General features: G+C 69.3%; 12 protein-coding genes. 8 read left to right on the plus strand and 4 right to left on the minus strand.

Translation table 11 applies throughout. The annotated features are described in order from the left end of the window. Positions 1–170 precede the first annotated feature (170 nt). The gene (locus tag FBY40_RS08150) at positions 171–1,571 is read left to right on the plus strand and encodes an HNH endonuclease signature motif containing protein (RefSeq protein ID WP_141937875.1); all 1,401 of its coding nucleotides are present in this window, start codon (positions 171–173) and stop codon (positions 1,569–1,571) included. 76 nt (positions 1,572–1,647) lie between these two features. Continuing rightward, positions 1,648–2,976: a M50 family metallopeptidase gene (locus tag FBY40_RS08155; protein WP_141937878.1), complete on the plus strand. Its 1,329-nt coding sequence runs from the start codon at positions 1,648–1,650 to the stop codon at positions 2,974–2,976. A 21-nt stretch (positions 2,977–2,997) separates the two neighbouring features. Here the strand turns inward: FBY40_RS08155 and FBY40_RS08160 are convergent, their stop codons facing one another. Further along, positions 2,998–4,968 carry an anthranilate synthase family protein gene (locus FBY40_RS08160; protein WP_141937880.1) on the minus strand — a complete coding sequence of 657 codons (1,971 nt, stop codon included), beginning with the start codon at positions 4,966–4,968 and terminating at the stop codon, positions 2,998–3,000. A 196-nt stretch (positions 4,969–5,164) separates the two neighbouring features. Here FBY40_RS08160 and ispG point away from each other — a divergent pair, with 196 nt between their 5' ends. After that, the gene (gene ispG / locus FBY40_RS08165) at positions 5,165–6,316 is read left to right on the plus strand and encodes a flavodoxin-dependent (E)-4-hydroxy-3-methylbut-2-enyl-diphosphate synthase (RefSeq protein ID WP_200829956.1); all 1,152 of its coding nucleotides are present in this window, start codon (positions 5,165–5,167) and stop codon (positions 6,314–6,316) included. A 49-nt stretch (positions 6,317–6,365) separates the two neighbouring features. Here ispG and FBY40_RS08170 read toward each other — a convergent pair whose 3' ends face one another. Next, positions 6,366–7,385: a 1-aminocyclopropane-1-carboxylate deaminase gene (locus FBY40_RS08170; RefSeq protein ID WP_141937882.1), complete on the minus strand. Its 1,020-nt coding sequence runs from the start codon at positions 7,383–7,385 to the stop codon at positions 6,366–6,368. Between the two features lie 101 nt (positions 7,386–7,486). On the opposite strand from FBY40_RS08170, the gene FBY40_RS08175 reads away from it, so the two are divergent. Further along, positions 7,487–9,286, plus strand: coding sequence for a proline--tRNA ligase (locus FBY40_RS08175; RefSeq protein WP_141937884.1), 1,800 nt, complete (start codon positions 7,487–7,489; stop codon positions 9,284–9,286). Here the strand turns inward: FBY40_RS08175 and FBY40_RS08180 are convergent. Then, positions 9,273–10,100 (minus strand): DUF1206 domain-containing protein, encoded by an 828-nt coding sequence (locus FBY40_RS08180; protein WP_141937886.1) that lies wholly within the window; start codon positions 10,098–10,100, stop codon positions 9,273–9,275. The genes FBY40_RS08175 and FBY40_RS08180 overlap by 14 nt on opposite strands. 52 nt (positions 10,101–10,152) lie before the next feature. Then, entirely contained in the window at positions 10,153–11,664 is a 1,512-nt protein-coding gene (locus FBY40_RS08185; RefSeq protein ID WP_141937888.1) for an alanine/glycine:cation symporter family protein, read from the minus strand. A 99-nt stretch (positions 11,665–11,763) separates the two neighbouring features. On the opposite strand from FBY40_RS08185, the gene FBY40_RS08190 reads away from it, so the two are divergent. From FBY40_RS08190 to infB, 4 genes are all read left to right on the plus strand, one after another. Further along, positions 11,764–13,593 carry a lipase family protein gene (locus FBY40_RS08190; RefSeq protein WP_235014699.1) on the plus strand — a complete coding sequence of 610 codons (1,830 nt, stop codon included), beginning with the start codon at positions 11,764–11,766 and terminating at the stop codon, positions 13,591–13,593. 93 nt (positions 13,594–13,686) lie between these two features. After that, the gene (gene nusA / locus FBY40_RS08195; protein WP_141937891.1) at positions 13,687–14,676 is read left to right on the plus strand and encodes a transcription termination factor NusA; all 990 of its coding nucleotides are present in this window, start codon (positions 13,687–13,689) and stop codon (positions 14,674–14,676) included. 49 nt (positions 14,677–14,725) lie between these two features. Next, positions 14,726–14,983 (plus strand): YlxR family protein, encoded by a 258-nt coding sequence (locus FBY40_RS08200; RefSeq protein ID WP_257021357.1) that lies wholly within the window; start codon positions 14,726–14,728, stop codon positions 14,981–14,983. Positions 14,984–15,039: 56 nt separating this feature from the next. Continuing rightward, positions 15,040–17,823, plus strand: a complete 2,784-nt coding sequence (infB, locus tag FBY40_RS08205) for a translation initiation factor IF-2 (RefSeq protein WP_235014703.1) — start codon at positions 15,040–15,042, stop codon at positions 17,821–17,823. The last annotated feature ends 68 nt before the right edge of the window (positions 17,824–17,891 follow it).

Raw genomic sequence — 17,891 nt, forward strand, 5'->3', positions numbered from 1 at the left:
AGGATCATGCAGGCGATCTCAGGCTACGACGTGCGAGAAGCGACCTCGTGACGGCAGGCCGCCCTCGACTGCGGCAGGGGAACAAAGATTCGGTAGAAGGATGTCGATGTTATCGTCAATGTCGGAACCCCCTGCGATGATGTGGGTAGGTCATCGAGACGGGGATTGCAGTGGACGCGAACGAGAAGCGGCGGCGGGCGGAGGACAAGCGCGCCGGGCTGTTCGCGGATGAGCTGATCAAGCTGCAGCGGGCGGAGGCGAAGCTTGCGGCGAAAAAGGCCCGGCTGCTGGCGGACGCGTACGCGTTGACGCTCGAGCAGCGGTCACGAATCGGGTCGGTGTCATCGCGGGAACGCGACATGCCGCTGCGGTCGATGGCCCTGGAACTGGGGATGGCGGTCAGGGTGAACGACCGGTCGATGCAGACCCAGATGCACGACGCGCACGAGCTGGTCGCGTTGTTCCCGCAGACGATGGAAGCACTCGTGGAGGGGCGGGTGACGCGGGCGCATGCGCAGGTGATCCAAGACGCGGGGCGGGTGATCGAGGATGCCACAGACCGGGCGGCGTACGAACGCATCGTGCTCGTCGAAGCCGAACGGCAGACCGTACCGCGGACGAAGAAGTACGCCATCCAACGTGCGGCGGCAATGGATCCACGGCCGTTGCAGGAGCGACATGACCGGGCTGTGCGGGAACGGCGGGTGTGGGTGACGGACCTGGATGATGCGATGTCGGCCCTCACGATCCTCGGTACGAACGTCTATATCCACGGTGCGTACAACCGACTGACCGGGCAGGGCACCACGATTAAGAACGTGGATTGGGAGAAGCGGCGTGCGTACGCGGCCGCACAGGCCGAGAGGGAGAAGGCGGCTGACGGCAGCGGCGGCGGTGGTGGTGGTGGAGATGGCACCAGTGCCGCAGATGGTGACGCCGAGCCGTGGTTCGATGACCGGATCCTCGATGAGATCCGCTGCGACCTCGCCCTGGACATGCTCCTCACCGGATCCCCGGTGATCGACCCCACCGACCCCACCACCGGCGGGCTCGGCGCCATCACCGCCGAGGTGCAGATCACCCTCCCGATCACCACCCTCACCGGGGTCACCGGGTCGGGGGCGGAGTTGAACGGAGTCACCCCGGTCGACCCGGAAACGGCCCGCCGGATGGCGGGGACGGCGAGGGTGTGGGACCGGGTCATGACCGACCCCATCACCGGGGTCGTGACCGCGGTCGACAGGTACACCCCTCATCCAGCCCAGACCCGCTTCCTCAACGCTAGGGACGTCACCTGCCGAACACCCGGCTGCCGAAGGCCCGCGAAACACTGCGACAAAGACCACTCCAGGGACTTCGCGTTAGGCGGACCAACCTCCAACGACAACCTCTGCAACGAATGCGTCAGACACCACACGCTCAAGCACGCCACGAACTGGCACGTAGAGCAACTTCCCGGCGGCATCCTCACCTTCACCAGCCCCGGCGGGAAGACCTACGACAGCCACCCACCCTCACGCGTCGCCTTCGTCCCCACCGACGACGGCGGACTCACCGTCGCCCCCTTCTGACCGCGCGCCGCGATGATCAGGGCTGCTTCCGTGCACCCACGGCGGACTCAAAGAACCCGGGTATAGCGTGAGTGGCGTGGAGGTCCTTGCATTCGTCATCGGCATCGCCCTGATGGTCGTCGGGCTCGCCGTTTCCATCGCCCTCCATGAGCTCGGGCACCTCTGGCCCGCCAAACGCTTCGGGGTTCGCGTCGGTCAGTACATGATCGGCTTCGGGCCGACTTTGTGGTCGCGCCGGATCGGCGAGACCGAATACGGTGTCAAGGCCATCCCGCTCGGCGGATACATCTCGATGGCGGGCATGTACCCGCCCTCGCCCAAGAGCGCTGAGCGCGGCGGCCGGGCCGGCGGCGGATTCTTCGCCACCATGGTGCAGGACGCGCGCGCGGCCAATGACGAGACCCTCGACGGCGACGACGACCGCCGGGTGTTCTACAAACTGCCGGTGTGGAAGCGCATCGTCGTCATGCTGGGCGGACCGATCATGAACTTCCTGTTCGCGATCGTGCTCTTCGCGATTCTGCTCTCGGGCATCGGCGTGCAGACCTCGACCACCACGGTCCAGACCGTCAACGAGTGCGTCATCCCCGCCTCGGCGGAGCGCACGGTGTGCGAACCCTCCGATCCGGCCGCACCCGCGGCCGCGGCCGGTTTCGAGCCGGGGGATGAGATCGTCTCGATCGACGGAACCTCGATCTCGACCTTCGCCGAAGCGTCGGAGATCATCCGTTCGTCCCCGGGCGAGACGCTGTCGGTGGTGGTGGAGCGCGGCGAGGAAGAGCGGACGCTTCAGCTCGTCCCCACCATCGCCGAACGCGACGTCTACGACGACACCGGAAGGCCGGTCACGGATGCCGCGGGCAACCCTGTCACCGAGCAGGTGGGCTTCGCCGGCATCGCCCCATCCACGGCCTACGTCCAGCAGCCGATCTGGGCCGGTCCGCAGTTCGCATTCGAGAACGTCGGCGCCGTCGCCACAGTGATCTGGCAGCTTCCGGTGCGCATCTACGACACCGCCACGACCCTCTTCACGGGCGAGGAGCGCGACCCCAACGGGCCCCTCAGTGTCGTCGGCGTCGGCGTGCTGGCCGGAGAAGTCGCCGCCGCCGAGGCGCCGATCCTCAACCGGGTGGCGGGGTTCCTGTCGCTGCTGGCATCGCTGAACGTCGCGCTGTTCGCCTTCAACCTGCTTCCGTTGCTCCCTCTCGACGGCGGCCACGTGGTGGTGGCCCTCTGGGATGGCATCAAGCGGGCATGGGCGAAACTGTTCCGTCGTCCGCCGCCGAAGCCGGTCGACGCGACCAAGCTCGTCCCGGTTACCTTCGTGGTGTTCATCGCCCTCCTGGTGATGGGCGGCACGCTGATCCTCGCCGACATCCTGAACCCGATCTCGCTCTTCGGCTGACCGGGCGCCGTCAGGCGGTGCTCAGGCGGTGACGGGCGACAGCGCGGCGGCGACCAGACGCTCGAGCGTCAGCATCCCGTCTCTGGACAGGATCGACTCGAGGTGCCCCTGGATGGAGGCGAAGCCGGGCCCGCGAAGGGCGAAGACGTCGCCGGTGGTGGGGTCGGCGGCCACCTCGGCCTCGACCGCCCCGGCCGCGTCGAGCCGGGTGGTCCCGGCGGGGACCCGCGCGGTGAAGGTGTTGTAGAACCCGATGGATGCGGGCTCGCCGAACACGTCTACCGTCTTCTGCAGCCCCTGATGGGGCTGATCGAGCGGAACGAGGTCGATGCCCAGGCCGTCGGCGAGGATCTGGTGGCTCAGGCACACCGCCACCAGGGGGCGGCCGTGAGCGCGTCGTCGGGCGACGACCTCGCGCATCCGCCGCATCCGCGGCGTCGACGGGTCGCGCGGATCTCCCGGACCTGGGCCCGAGATGACCAGCTCGGCGGCATCGACCTGCTCGTCCGTGACCCGGTCCCACGGCACGATCTCGACGTCGAGACCGAGGTGGCGCAGCTGATGGGCCAGCATCGTGGTGAACCGATCCTCGGCATCGACGACGATCGCCGAGCGGCTCGCGAAAGGCCCCCCGCCCTCGGGGGCCGCCTGCGGGTTCAGCCAGAAGGCGGCCAGACGGGCGTTGCGCGAGGACAGGAGCGAGGCGATCTCCGGGTCGGATCCCAGCGGTCGCGCAGCGGCCGCGGGGGCATCCTCATCGATCGTCTCCTCGATCGCGGCGGCGACCGGCAGCACGGCCGGGGCCGGGCGATCGCGCGGGATCGCCCCGATCGCGCCGAGAACCCCGGCGGCCTTGCCGTGGGTCTCGCCCACCTCGCCGTACGGATCGGAGTGACGCACCAGCGTCGCACCGACCGGGACGCGCAGGCGCCCGCCGGCGAGGTAGGCCGTACGGATGAGGATCGGCGCGTCGAGGTCGTGCGTGGACTCCCCCTCGAGGACGACGTCGGTCCGCGGGGTGAAGAGCGCGGCGACCCCGGAGTAGTAGCCGCGGGGCGAGGTCTCGTGGCGGGTGATCACGGTGCAGGCGTTCTGCATGGGGGAGCCGGTCACCGTGGGCGCGAACATGGTCTCGCGGAGGATCTCCCGCGGATCCAGCCGGCTGCGTCCGCGCAGAACGTACTCGGTGTGGGTGAGGCGCGACATCTCCTTCAGGTGCGGGCCCGTGATGCGTCCCCCGTCGGAGCACACCGCGCTCATCATCTTCAGCTCCTCGTCCACGACCATGAAGAGCTCCTCGGTCTCCTTGGTCGATCTCAGGAACTCGGTGAGCGTCTCGACGGTGGCACCGCCCTCGGGGTGGCGGAACGTCCCGGAGATGGGATTCATCGTCACCACGCCGTCGCGGGCGCTGACATGGGCCTCGGGGCTCGCGCCGACGGCGACGTGGCCGGGGGTCACCACGGCGAAGGTCCAATAGGCGCCGCGCTCGTATTCGAGGAGGGCCCGGAACCATGTCAGTGCGGCGGTGATCGGGTCGGCGTCGACGGCGGCGGTGAAGTCGCGCCGGATGACGAAGTTCGCTCCCTCGCCGCGGCCGATCTCATCGGCGATCACGCGGCGGACGATGTCGGCATACGCCTCGTCGTCGATGTCGAAGCGGGCGTCCCGCAGAGCGACGGGCGCACTCGGCAGCTCGGCGAGCGCCTCCGCTCGAGAGATCACGGTGCGGTCCGAGACGACGAGGCACCTCAGGGGAGCGCCGTCGTCGTGGCACGCGAAGCCGCGCTCGCGAACCTGGCGGAAGGGCACGAGGGCGAGCACCTCGTGAGGGATGCCTGAGGCGTCGGTCAGCGGAATGTCGGCGAGGAGGTCGACGTCGACGACGTCGCCGGTCAGCAGCTCCACGGTCTCGGCGTCGCGGGCGATGAGGGCGAAGGGCAGGGCGCCCTGGGCGAGCTCGGCGAACAGGTCGTGGGGGAAGCCGGTCATCTCGGTCTTTCGTCAGGGGGCGGTCACCCTACGAAGAAGACCGCCCGGAGGCGGTCGGATGTCGCGCGAACACCACCGCCTACGCGGTGAGCCACCAGTGCGCCAACATGCGGCGAACCTACCACACCGGCATCCCGACACCGCGGGAGGGCGGCTTTTCCCGCCCGGGCGCACGCGCGCGGCGTAGGCTGAATCCGTGCCTGCTGTGAACATCGGTATGCCTCGTGTGCCCGAGGTCCTCGCCCCCCGCCGCAAGACTCGGCAGATCCGCGTCGGAAAAGTGCTGGTCGGCGGGGATGCCCCCGTGAGCGTCCAGTCCATGACGACGACGCCGACGACCAACATCAACGCCACACTCCAGCAGATCGCCGAACTGACGGCATCCGGCTGCGAGATCGTGCGTGTGGCGGTGCCGTCGCAGGACGACGCCGATGTGCTGCACATCATCGCCAAGAAGAGTCAGATCCCGGTCATCGCCGACATCCACTTCCAGCCGAAGTACGTCTTCCAGGCGATCGACGCGGGCTGCGGCGCTGTTCGGGTCAACCCCGGCAACATCCGGAAGTTCGACGACCAGGTCGGCGCGATCGCCAAGGCGGCGAAAGACGCCGGAGTGTCGCTGCGCATCGGCGTGAACGCGGGGTCGCTCGACCCCCGCCTGCTGGAGAAGTACGGCAAGGCGACGCCGGAGGCGCTCGTGGAGAGCGCCGTCTGGGAGGCGTCGCTGTTCGAAGAGCACGACTTCCACGACTTCAAGATCTCGGTCAAGCACAACGACCCCGTCGTCATGGTGAAGGCCTACCGCCTGCTCGCCGAGCGGGGCGACTGGCCCTTGCACCTCGGCGTGACCGAGGCCGGCCCTGCCTTCCAGGGCACGATCAAGAGCGCGACGGCCTTCGGCATCCTGCTGGGGGAGGGGATCGGCGACACGATCCGCGTCTCGCTCTCGGCGCCTCCGGCCGAAGAGGTCAAGGTGGGGCACCAGATCCTGCAGTCGCTCAACCTCCGCGAGCGCAAGCTCGAGATCGTCTCCTGCCCGTCGTGCGGACGCGCGCAGGTTGACGTCTACTCCCTCGCCGACAACGTCACCGAGGGCCTGAAGGACATGACCGTGCCGCTGCGCGTCGCCGTCATGGGCTGCGTCGTCAACGGTCCGGGCGAGGCCCGCGAGGCCGACCTCGGCGTCGCGTCCGGCAACGGGAAGGGTCAGATCTTCGTCAAGGGCCAGGTCATCAAGACCGTCCCCGAGTCCGAGATCGTCGCCACCCTGATCGAGGAGGCCAACCGCATCGCCGACGAGATGGGTCCCGACGCCCCCCTCGGGACCGCGCAGGTCGTCACGAGCTGACGCGGGCGGCGTGCGCGGCGGTGCCGGGGGCGGGAGCAGCCCGGCAGTCTCAGCTCCAGAGCGCGTGGTAAGCGTTGATCGCCGGCTGGCCGCCGAGGTGGGCGTAGAGAACGGTGGATGACGCGGGGATGTCGCCGCTCTTCACGAGATCGATGAGCCCTGCGAGAGATTTCCCCTCGTAGACCGGGTCGGTGATCATCGCTTCGAGCTGGGCCCCGAGAGACATGGCCTCCATGGTCGAGTCGACCGGGATGCCGTACAGGTCGCCGGCCCAGCCCTCGAGCACCTGGATCTCGTCGTCCCGGAGGTCGCGGCCGAGTTCGATCAGTTCTGCGGTGTTCCGGGCGATCCGCGTCACCTGGTCGCGCGTCTTCTCGATCGTCGCGGAAGCGTCGATGCCGATGACCCGTCGGCGGACGCCGGTCAGCTCCTCCAGAGCCGCGAACCCGGCGATCATCCCCGCGTGGGTGGACCCCGTGACCGTGCAGACGATGATCGTGTCGAAGAACACCCCGAGCGCCTTCTCCTGCTCGGCGACCTCGAAGGCCCAGTTCGCGAAACCGAGCCCGCCGAGCCGATGTTCGGACGCGCCCGCCGGGATCGGGTAGGGGGTGCCGCCGCCGGCCTCCACCTCGGCCAGCGCCTGCTTCCACGAGTCGCGAATGCCGATGTCGAACCCCGCGTCGTCCAGGCGCGAGTCGGCGCCCATCATGCGGGAGAGCAGGATGTTCCCGACCTTGTCGTTCACCGAGTCATCCCACGGGACCCACTTCTCCTGGACCAGCCGGGCCTTCAGGCCCAGGTGCGCGGCGACCGCGGCGACCTGCCGGGTGTGATTGGACTGGTACCCGCCGATCGAGACGAGGGTGTCGGCGCCCGAGGCCAGCACGTCGGGGACGATGTACTCGAGCTTCCGGATCTTGTTGCCGCCGAACGCCAAGCCGCTGGAGACGTCCTCGCGTTTGGCCCAGATCTCCGCACCGCCGAGGTGCTTCGTCAGTCGTTTCAGGGGCTGGAGCGGGCTCGGTCCGAAGGTGAGCGGATGCCGGGGGAATTCGTGAAGCTTCACGGTGCGCCTTTCGTCAGGACGTCCACGGGGACTGCTCGCAATATATTGCATTCTCGCATCCGAGCTCGGACGATCGCCCTCCCGCCCTAGACTTGTCGCTCGTGGTCACCCGTCTCTCGCACTTCTTCCTCCGCACGCTCCGCGAAGACCCCGCCGACGCTGAGGTGACCAGTCACCGCCTGCTCGTCCGCGCCGGGTACATCCGGCGGCAGGCGCCCGGGATCTTCGCCTGGCTGCCCCTGGGCCTGCGCGTGAAGGCCCGCATCGAGAACATCATCCGCGAGGAGATGTCTGCGATCGGGGCCTACGAGGTGCACTTCCCCGCCCTGGTCCCCGCCGATCCGTACCGGGACTCCGGTCGCTGGGAGGCGTACGGCGACGGGATCTTCCGTCTGAAGGACCGGAAGGACGCCGACTACCTGCTGGCGCCCACGCACGAGGAACTCTTCACGCTGCTGGTGAAGGACCTCTACTCCTCGTACAAGGACCTTCCGCTGTCGATCTACCAGATCCAGGACAAGTACCGCGACGAGGCCCGCCCGCGCGCCGGCCTCCTGCGCGGCCGCGAGTTCACCATGAAGGACGCCTACTCCTTCGACTACACCGACGAGGGTCTCGACGTCTCGTATCAGGCCCAGCGCGACGCGTACGAGCGGATCTTCCAGCGCCTGGGGCTGGAGTACGTCATCGTGCAGGCCGACAACGGGCTGATGGGCGGCGCCCGCAGCGAGGAGTTCCTGCACCCCACCGCGGTCGGCGAGGACACCTTCGTGCGCTCGGAGGGCGGATACGCCGCCAACGTCGAGGCATTCGAGACGATCCCGCCGGCGCCGCTGCCGATCGATGGGCTCTCCGCCCCGGTGATCTTCGACTCACCCGACACCCCGACGATCCAGACGCTCGTCGACCACGCCAACGCCCATCTCGCCGCGCCGGTGCCGGGAATCGCGGGGCCGGCGACCGCCGACGCGACCCAGTGGACCGCGGCGCACACGCTGAAGAACGTGGTGCTCGCCCTCACTCACCTCGACGGAACGCGAGAGCTCGTCGTGGTGGGGGTGCCGGGCGACCGGGACATCGACGACAAGCGCGTCGAGGTCGCCTTCGCCCCTGCAGAGGTCGAGGCCGCCACCGACGCCGACTTCGAGCGGAACCCGCAGCTCGTCCGCGGGTACATCGGACCGTGGTCCGAGACCGGGCCGATCCTGGGTGAGGAGTCGGCCAGCGGCATCCGATACCTGCTGGATCCCCGCGTCGTGGACGGCACCAGCTGGATCACCGGGGCCAACATCCATGAGAAGCACGTGCACTCGCTTGTCGCGGGTCGCGATTTCGTCGGCGACGGTGTGGTGGATGTCGCCTCGGTGCGCGCCGGTGACCCCGCCCCCGACGGGTCTGGACCGGTGTCGCTGGCGCGGGGCATGGAGATCGGCCACGTCTTCCAGCTCGGCCGGTTCTTCGCCGAGACCCTCGGATTGAAAGTGCTCGACGAGAACGGCAAGCTCGTCACCGTCACGATGGGCTCGTACGGCATCGGCGTCACGCGGATCCTCGCCATCCTCGCCGAGCTGAACAACGACGACAGGGGCCTGATCTGGCCCGCGTCGGTCTCGCCGTTCGACGTGCACGTGGTGGCGACGGGGAAGGATGCCGCGGCGTACGCGCTCGCCGAGGACATCGCCGCACGCCTGGAGGCCACGGGTCGCGACGTGCTCTACGACGACCGGCCGAAGGTCTCTCCCGGGGTGAAGTTCGCCGATGCCGAGCTCGTCGGCGTGCCCCGCATCGTCATCGCGGGACGCGACGCCGCTTCCGGCGATGTCGAGCTGTGGGATCGCGCGACGGGCGAGCGCCAGGTCATGGGCGTCGAGGCCGCGATCGAGCGGCTCACCGCCAGGTGAGTCGCGCGTACCGCGCGCGGAACATGCTGAACACGCCGTAGCAGAGCAGCCCGACACCGACGGCGGCCACGAGCGACGGACCGAGGGCGAGGCGGAAGAGTGCCTGCACCGCGCCGTCCAGACCACCCGCGACGTCCGCGTCGGCGGTCACGGTCGCGACGAGCAGCAGGATCCCGACGGTCGCGAGCGCGACCCCCTTGGCGACGAACCCGACGATCCCGAGCACCCGGATCGTGGTGCCGAGCCGTCCGTCCGGCAGCGTCATCCGGTTCTCGAAGCTCCGTCGTACGCCCATCACGATGAACGCGATGCCGCCGATTCCGACGCCGAGGCCGGTGAGTCCGAGCACCACTGCGCCGCCCCAGATGTCCAGGAGCACCGAGCTGAGGTCCTCGGCGGCCTCCTCGGCGTCGGGGCGGGCGCCGAGCGCGACAGCCGCGGCGATCAGTCCCAGAGCAAGGAAGATCACGGCCTGTCCCCACGCGCCGAGGCGACGGCCCCACACGGCCAGGAGCATCTCATCACCTCGGCGGCGCATCAGAACGCTCTGCACGAGCTGCCACAGGCCCAGGGCGGACAGTCCCACCGTCAGCGCCCACAGCGCGGCGAAACCGAGCGGCGCCGCCGCGATGGCTTTGAAGACCACCGTCTGGTCACTGGCGCCATCCGAGCCCACGGCGACCGCCAGCGTCAGCACGCCCAGGATGAGATGCACGACCCCGTTCGCGACGTAGCCCGAGCGCGCGAGAACCCGGAACCACTCGGCGTCCTCGACGGCGCGTGCTGCGTTCCGGGCTCCGGTCGCCGCCCCCATCACCCCAGCGTAGCCACGCGGGAGGCGCCGACGTGACCGGGTCGAGGAGTCATCAGGGCCGTGGCGCGGGGGTGTGGAGGTGGTCGCGGTGCTTGCGGCTCTGCCGGGTACGGGTGGGGAGGTCGATGGGGCCGGTGACCGAGAGCTCGTCCTCCCACACCGAGATGCCGGTGACCTCCGGGAGGCGGTCGCGGGTGAAGACGGGGTCGCGGCCCTCCCTGCGCTGCTGGGTGTAGTCCTTCAGGAGCTTGAAGGCGATGCCTGACAGCAGACCGATGGCGATGAGGTTGGTGAGGGCCATGAGGCCCATGACGCCGTCGGCGAAGTTCCACACGAGGTCGGCCCCGACGACCGATCCCACCAGGACGGCGACGACGACGAGGGTGCGATAGCAGGCGAGCAGCCACGGCGCCGGATTGATGAACTCGATGTTCGATTCGCCGTAGTAGTAGTTGCCGAGGATCGACGAGAACGCCAGCAGGAAGATGACCACGCTCAACACCACGCTCGACCAGGAGCCCAGGGTGGACACCAGCGCGCCCTGCGTGAGATCGATGCCGCGCTGCGCGCCGGCGAGATCGGGCACGGAGACGAGGATGATGAACGCCGTGATCGAGCACACCAGGAAGGTGTCGAAGTAGACGCCGAGGGTCTGCACGAGTCCCTGCTTGACGGGGTGCGTCACCGCGGCGCTCGCGCCGGCGTTGGGAGCCGATCCGAGGCCCGCCTCGTTGGAGAACATGCCCCGCTTCACCCCGGTCAGCACGATGTAGCCGAAGGCGGCGCCGACCACCTCGTTGAAGCCGAAGGCCTGGGTGAAGATCTGCGCGAACACCTCCGGCACCCGCTCGATGTTGACCGCCACGACGATCAGGCCGAGCAGCAGGTAGGTCAGCGCCATGATGGGCACGAGGAGCTGCGTCACCGAAGCGATACGGCGGACGCCCCCGAACACCACCAGCCCCGTCAGCACCGCGACCACGCCGCCGACGAGCCAGGGGAGCCACCCGGGGGAGCCGTCGCCGATCGTGGCGACGAGGGTGGCGGAGATGGTGTTGGCCTGCAGGGAGCTGAAGGCGAACGGGAAGCACACGATGAGGATGACCGCGAACCAGATGCCCAGCCATCGCGCCTTGAGGCCGCGCTCCATGTAGTAGGCGGGCCCGCCGCGGAACCCGTCCTTGTCGCGCACCTTGAACAGCTGCGCGAGCGAGGATTCGATGAAGCTCAAGGCGCCGCCCACGAACGCCATGAGCCACATCCAGAACACCGCCCCGGGTCCGCCGATCGCGATCGCGGTGCCGACGCCGGCGATGTTGCCCACTCCCACACGCGAGGCAGCCGAGATCGTGAACGCCTGGAAAGCCGACACCGACTGCGGGGCGCCGCTCTCGGTGCGAGGCGTGCGATCGGTGAGAGTGCGGAACATCTCGGGGATGAGACGGAACTGCACCACCCCCGACCGGAGTGTGAAGTAGAGCCCGAGCAGCACCACCACGGGCAGCACGACCCAGGTCCACAGGTGGTCGCCCCAGGTGAGGAGCCAGGCGTTGACATCATCCATCCGCAAAGTATGGCGGGCGACGTCGTGGTCGTGCGACCACGCCCGCTCCGCCGCCGACGTCCGAGGCTCCTCCCATCGGAGGCGAATAGGCTGGCCCGGGTGAGCGCACACCCGAACCCGCGCCGCGTCCGGTGGCGAACGCTCGCGCATTTCGCCACCCACGCGCCGCCGTGGGTGTCGGTGGTGATCGGGGCGGGCGCCCTGCTGCTGGGCCTCCTCGTCGTCACGCGGCCGCTCACCTCCCTCGTGCTCCTGGCGATCTACGTCGCGCTCAGCGCCGTCGCCACCGGCATCGCCGAGATCGTCCGCCCGAGGGAACCGCGATGGCTCTCGCGCGTACTGGCGATCGTCTGGGTGGCCCTCGGGCTCGGCATCCTTCTCGGCCTCCGCGGCGCCCTGCAGATCCTTCCTGCGGCGATCGCCGTGCTGCTGTTCGTGGGGGGCCTGACGTCCCTCGCCGACGCCGTGATGCGCGGCCGCGCGAGCGAGCGTGTGCTCTCGGCGACGTGGGGCGCGAGCCAGATCGTCTTCGCCATCCTCTCGGTCACCTGGCCTGACGTCACCGTCCTCGTCGTCGCCGTGGTCTTCGGCCTGCGCACCATCGTCTTCGGGGCGACCCAGCTCCTGCGGGTCGTCCGCCAGGCGGCGCTGACCTCGCGTGCGCGCGCGTCCGCCGACGGCTCGGCCCGGGAGTCGCGACGGCTGCGCGGGTGGCAGGCGGTCGGGCGGTACGCCCTCTCGCTGCTTCTCGTGGCGGTCAGCGCCGGCGGCTGGTGGGTCAACGAGTGGCTGCAGGACGGTGCCCCCGTCGTCGACGCGTTCTACACCCCACCCGAGGTCGTGCCCTACGAACACGGGCGGCTGATCCGCGCGGACGATTACTCCGGTCGTGCCCCCGCGGGCGGGGAGGTCACGCGGATCCTGTACACCACGAGGGATGCCGCGGGGCAGCCGGCCGTCGCGAGCGGCCTCGTGATCTCACCGGTGGACCCGCCGCGGGGTGCCCGACCGGTCGTGATGTGGCATCACGGCACGACCGGCGTCGCGCGCGGGTGCGCGCCCAGCCTCCGCGACGACGCCGCCACGCGGTGGGCGATCCCGGCTCTGGAGGACGCCCTGGCGAAGGGCTGGGTGGTGGTCTCCACCGATTACTCCGGACAGGGCGCCCCCGGTGTCTTTCCGTATCTCATCGGCACCGGCGAGGCGAGGTCGTCGCTGGACGCGGTTCTGGCTGCGCGCGAGATCGACGGGCTGATCCTGTCCAAGCGGACGATGGCGTGGGGGCATTCCCAGGGCGGCCACGCCGCCCTCTGGGCGGCTCAGATCGCCGACGACTACGCCCCCGACGTCGACGTCCTGGGCGTGGCGGCCCTCGCCCCGGCGGCGGAGCCGGCCGAGCTGGCCGAAGAGCTCATCTCCGGCGAGCCGAACGCTCTTCTGGCGATCCTCATCTCCTGGGTCCTCGTGCCCTATTCCGACACCTACGATGACGTGGAGCTGTCGCGGTACCTCGCTCCGGGCGCCGCGCCCATCGTCCGCGAGATGACGCAGCGCTGCCCGAGCGAACCCGGGGTGGTGGTCTCGGTCGCCACCGCTCTGGGGGTCTCGGCCGACAATCCGCTGTACGCCAGCGACCTCACCGCGGGGCCGCTCGGCGAGCGCCTGCGGGCCAATGCCGCATCCGGCCCGTGGGAGGTGCCGGTCCTGCTGGCGTGGGGGAGCGCCGACGAGGTGATCCCCCCTGCCCTCCAGGAGGACTTCGTCGCGCGTTCCTGCGCCGCCGACAACCGCGTGCGGACACTGGTGTACGACGACTACGAGCACCTTCAGATCCTGTTGCCCGGCTCGCGGTTCCTGCCGGTGCTCGTTCGGTGGAGCGATGAGCGGTTCCAGCTGCGCGAGCTCGATCGCGACGACTGCGCGCGGTGACGGACCGACACCCGCGGGCGGCCCATCGGGTACCGTAGGAAGGATTCCGGAGCGGCTGGACGCCGGAGAGAGCTGAATAGAGGAGAGGGCATCGTGGACATCGATCTCGGATTGCTGCGCACCATCGAGCGGGAGAAGGAGATTCCCTTCGACGAACTGCTGCGCATCATCGAGCAGGCGATTCTGACCGCCTACGCCAAGCACTCCTCGGCCACCGGCGAGCTGCCGCAGGGGGCTCGCGCGCAGATCGACCGTAAGACCGGTCACGTGGCGATCTACCTTCCTCTCACCGACGATGAGGGCGCGATCATCGGCGAGGAGGAGACCACTCCCGACGACTTCGGCCGCATCGCGGCCTTTGCCGCGAAGCAGGTCATCAGTCAGCGCCTGCGCGACATCGCCGACGACGCGGTGCTGGGGGAGTTCCGCGGCAAGGAGGGCGACATCGTCGCGGGCGTCGTGCAGCAGGGGCCGAATCCGCGCATGGTGCACGTCGACCTCGGCACCGTCGAGGCGATCCTGCCTCCTGAGGAGCAGGTTCCCGGCGAGGACTACGCCCACGGCGCGCGTCTTCGCGTCTACGTCACCTCGGTGTCGAAGGGCACCAAGGGGCCCTCGATCACGGTGTCGCGGACCCACCCGGGGCTCGTCCGCAAGCTCTTCGCCCTCGAGGTGCCCGAGATCGCCGACGGACTGGTCGAGATCGTCTCCCTCGCGCGGGAGGCGGGACACCGCACGAAGATCGCGGTCAAAGCCATCGACCCGACGGTCAACGCCAAAGGCGCGTGCATCGGCGAACTCGGTCGACGTGTGCGGGCCGTGACCGAAGAACTCGGCGGCGAGAAGATCGACATCGTCGACTGGGACGGCGAGCTGGCGAAGTTCGTCGCGAACGCCCTCTCACCGGCGAAGGTGACCTCCAGCTTCATCCTCGATTCGAACAGCAAGGCCGTCCGCGCGCTCGTTCCCGACTACCAGCTGTCGCTGGCCATCGGCAAGGAGGGTCAGAACGCACGTCTCGCGGCGAAGCTGACGGGCGCGAAAATCGACATCCAGCCGGACTCGATCCTGGAAGAGGGCTGATCCCGCACCGGGCCGAGGCCCGGCGAGGTGTACCATGGAACCCGTACGAATGTGCGTCGGATGCCGCGCGCGTGCTCCCCGGGCCACCCTTTTGAGAGTGGTGGCGGTCGATTCTGTTCTCGTCTTCGATGAGCGCGCGTCGATGCCGGGGCGGGGCGCGTGGGTTCACGACACACAGGAGTGCGTGGATGCCGCGGTGCGGCGCCGTGCATTCATTCGCGCATTGCGGGTGTCAGGTGCGCCTGACACGAAAGCCCTCGAGAAACGGCTGAACGGCTATGGAAAAAAAGTGAACGGCTCGAAATGAGACCCGTCCGCGACTAACGGCCTGCCCTGTCTGGGTGGGCCCAGACAGGAGAATTTGTGGCTGCCAAACCACGCGTGCACGAGATCGCTTCCGAACTCGGCGTCGACAGCAAGGTCGCTCTGGCCAAGCTGAAGGAACTCGGCGAGTTCGTCAAGAGCCCCTCGTCGACCATCGAGCCCCCCGTGGCTCGCAAGCTCCGCGCTGCTCTGCAGGCGGACGGTGCCCCGGCCCCCGCGGCCGGCGACACCAAGACCGCGCCCGCCCGCCCGGCGGGTCGGCCCGGCCCCTCACGTCCCGCGACCTCGGCCAAGCCGTCGGCGCCCGCGCCTGCCGCTCCGGCGCCCGCGGCCCCCGCTGCTCCGCAGTCGTCGCCGCGTCCTGCGGCTCCGGGTGCCCCGGCCCCCGCGGCCGAGCGTCCCGCCGCCGCCGCGCCGGAGGCTCCGGCCTCTTCCGCTCCCGCGCCTTCCCCGGCGGCACCGACCCCGCCCGCGCCTCGGCCGGGTGGCAGTGCCCCGCGTCCGGGTGCACCGCGTCCGGGCAACAACCCCTTCTCCTCGCAGCAGGGGATGGGTCAGCGCCCTGCCGGTCCGCGTCCGGGCAACAACCCCTTCTCCTCGCAGCAGGGGATGGGTCAGCGCCCGACCCCCGGTAACATTCCGCGGCCGCAGGCCCCGCGTCCGGGTGCGCCCCGCCCCGGCGCGCCGCGCCCCGGTGGCGCCGGTCGTCCGGGTGGTGGCGGCCGTCCCGGTGCGCCCTTCCAGCAGCGTCCCGGTGGCGCCGGTCGTCCCGGCGGTGCCGGTGGCGGCGGGTTCCGTCCCGGTGCTCCCGCCGGCGGCGGATTCGCCGGTCGGCCCGGTGGCGGCGGTGGTCGCGGTCGAGGCCCCGGTGGTGGTACCGCCGGCGCCTTCGGCAAGGGCGGCGGGAAGTCCAAGCAGCGCAAGTCGCGTCGGGCGAAGCGGCAGGAATTCGAGATGCGGTCGGCGCCGGTCGTCGGCGGCATCAACGTCCAGAAGGGCAACGGCGAGATCATCCGCCTGCGCCGCGGCGCTTCGATCGCCGACTTCGCGGACAAGCTCGAGGCCCTGCGCGGTTACACCGTCCAGCCCGGAACGCTCGTGACGATCCTGTTCAACCTCGGTGAGATGGCCACGGCCACCGAGTCGCTCGACGAAGCCACCTTCGAGGTGCTCGGCGAGGAGCTGGGCTACAAGATCCAGATGGTCTCGCCCGAGGACGAGGACAAGGAGCTCCTGGAGGGCTTCGGTCTCGACCTCGATGCGGAACTCGAGGCCGAGAGCGAAGAGGACCTGGAGATCCGTCCCCCGGTCGTGACCGTCATGGGTCACGTCGACCACGGTAAGACGCGACTGCTCGACGCCATCCGTCAGACCAATGTGGTCGCCGGTGAGGCCGGTGGCATCACCCAGCACATCGGTGCCTACCAGGTGTGGACCGAGCACGACGGCATCGAGCGCGCCGTCACCTTCATCGACACGCCGGGTCACGAGGCGTTCACCGCCATGCGTGCCCGTGGTGCGCAGGTGACCGACCTCGCGATCCTCGTGGTCGCCGCCGACGACGGCATCATGCCGCAGACGGTGGAGGCCCTGAACCACGCGCAGGCGGCGAACGTGCCGATCGTGGTCGCGGTGAACAAGATCGACAAGCCCGAGGCGAACCCGGCCAAGGTCCGTCAGCAGCTCACCGAGTACGGTCTGGTGGCCGAGGAGTACGGCGGCGACGTGATGTTCGTCGACGTGTCGGCGCGCAACAACATCGGCATCCAGGACCTCCTGGACGCGGTGCTGCTGACCGCCGATGCGGGGCTCGACCTCACGGCCAACCCCAACAAGGCCGCCCGCGGTGTCGCCATCGAAGCCAAGCTCGACAAGGGCCGCGGTTCGGTTGCGACGGTGCTGATCCAGTCCGGGACCCTCCGGGTCGGCGACGCGATCGTGGCGGGCACCGCCTACGGCCGTGTCCGCGCGATGATCGACGAGAACGGTGAGCCGGTCGAGGAGGCCTATCCCTCGCGACCCGTCCAGGTTCAGGGACTCAACTCCGTTCCCCGCGCCGGCGATGTCTTCATCGTCACCGAGGAAGACCGCACCGCCCGTCAGATCGCCGAGAAGCGTGAAGCTGCGGAGCGCAACGCCGCCCTGGCGAAGGCCCGCAAGCGCATCTCGCTCGAGGACTTCACCCGTGCTCTGGAAGAGGGCAAGGTCGAGTCGCTCAACCTCATCATCAAGGGTGACGTCTCCGGTGCCGTCGAGGCGCTGGAAGAGTCGCTGCTGAAGATCGAGGTCGACGACAGCGTCCAGCTGCGCATCATCCACCGCGGCGTCGGAGCGATCACCGAGTCGGACATCAACCTGGCCACGATCGACAACGCGATCGTGATCGGCTTCAACGTCCGTCCCGACACCAAGGCGCGCGAGCGCGCCGCGCGTGAGGGTGTCGACGTGCGGTTCTACTCGGTCATCTACAACGCCATCGACGACGTCGAGCAGTCGCTGAAGGGCATGCTCAAGCCGGAGTACGAAGAGGTCCAGTCGGGTGTGGCCGAGATCCGCGAGGTGTTCCGCTCCTCGAAGTTCGGCAACATCGCCGGTGTGATCGTCCGCTCCGGCACGATCACGCGCAACGCCAAGGCGCGGGTCATCCGCGACGGCGTCGTGATCGCCGACGGCCTGGCGATCGAGTCGCTGCGCCGGTTCAAGGACGACGTCACCGAGGTCCGCACGGACTTCGAGGCCGGTATCGGACTGGGCAAGTACAACGACATCCAGATCGGCGACGAGATCGAGACCACGGAGATGGTGGAGAAGCCGCGCGGCTGATCCGCCACGCTGCGGCGAGGGATGCCTCGTCGACAACGGGAACCCCGAGGCCCCGACTGTCGACAAGG

The sequence above is a fragment of the Microbacterium sp. SLBN-154 genome, from assembly GCF_006715565.1.
Lineage (GTDB): Bacteria > Actinomycetota > Actinomycetes > Actinomycetales > Microbacteriaceae > Microbacterium.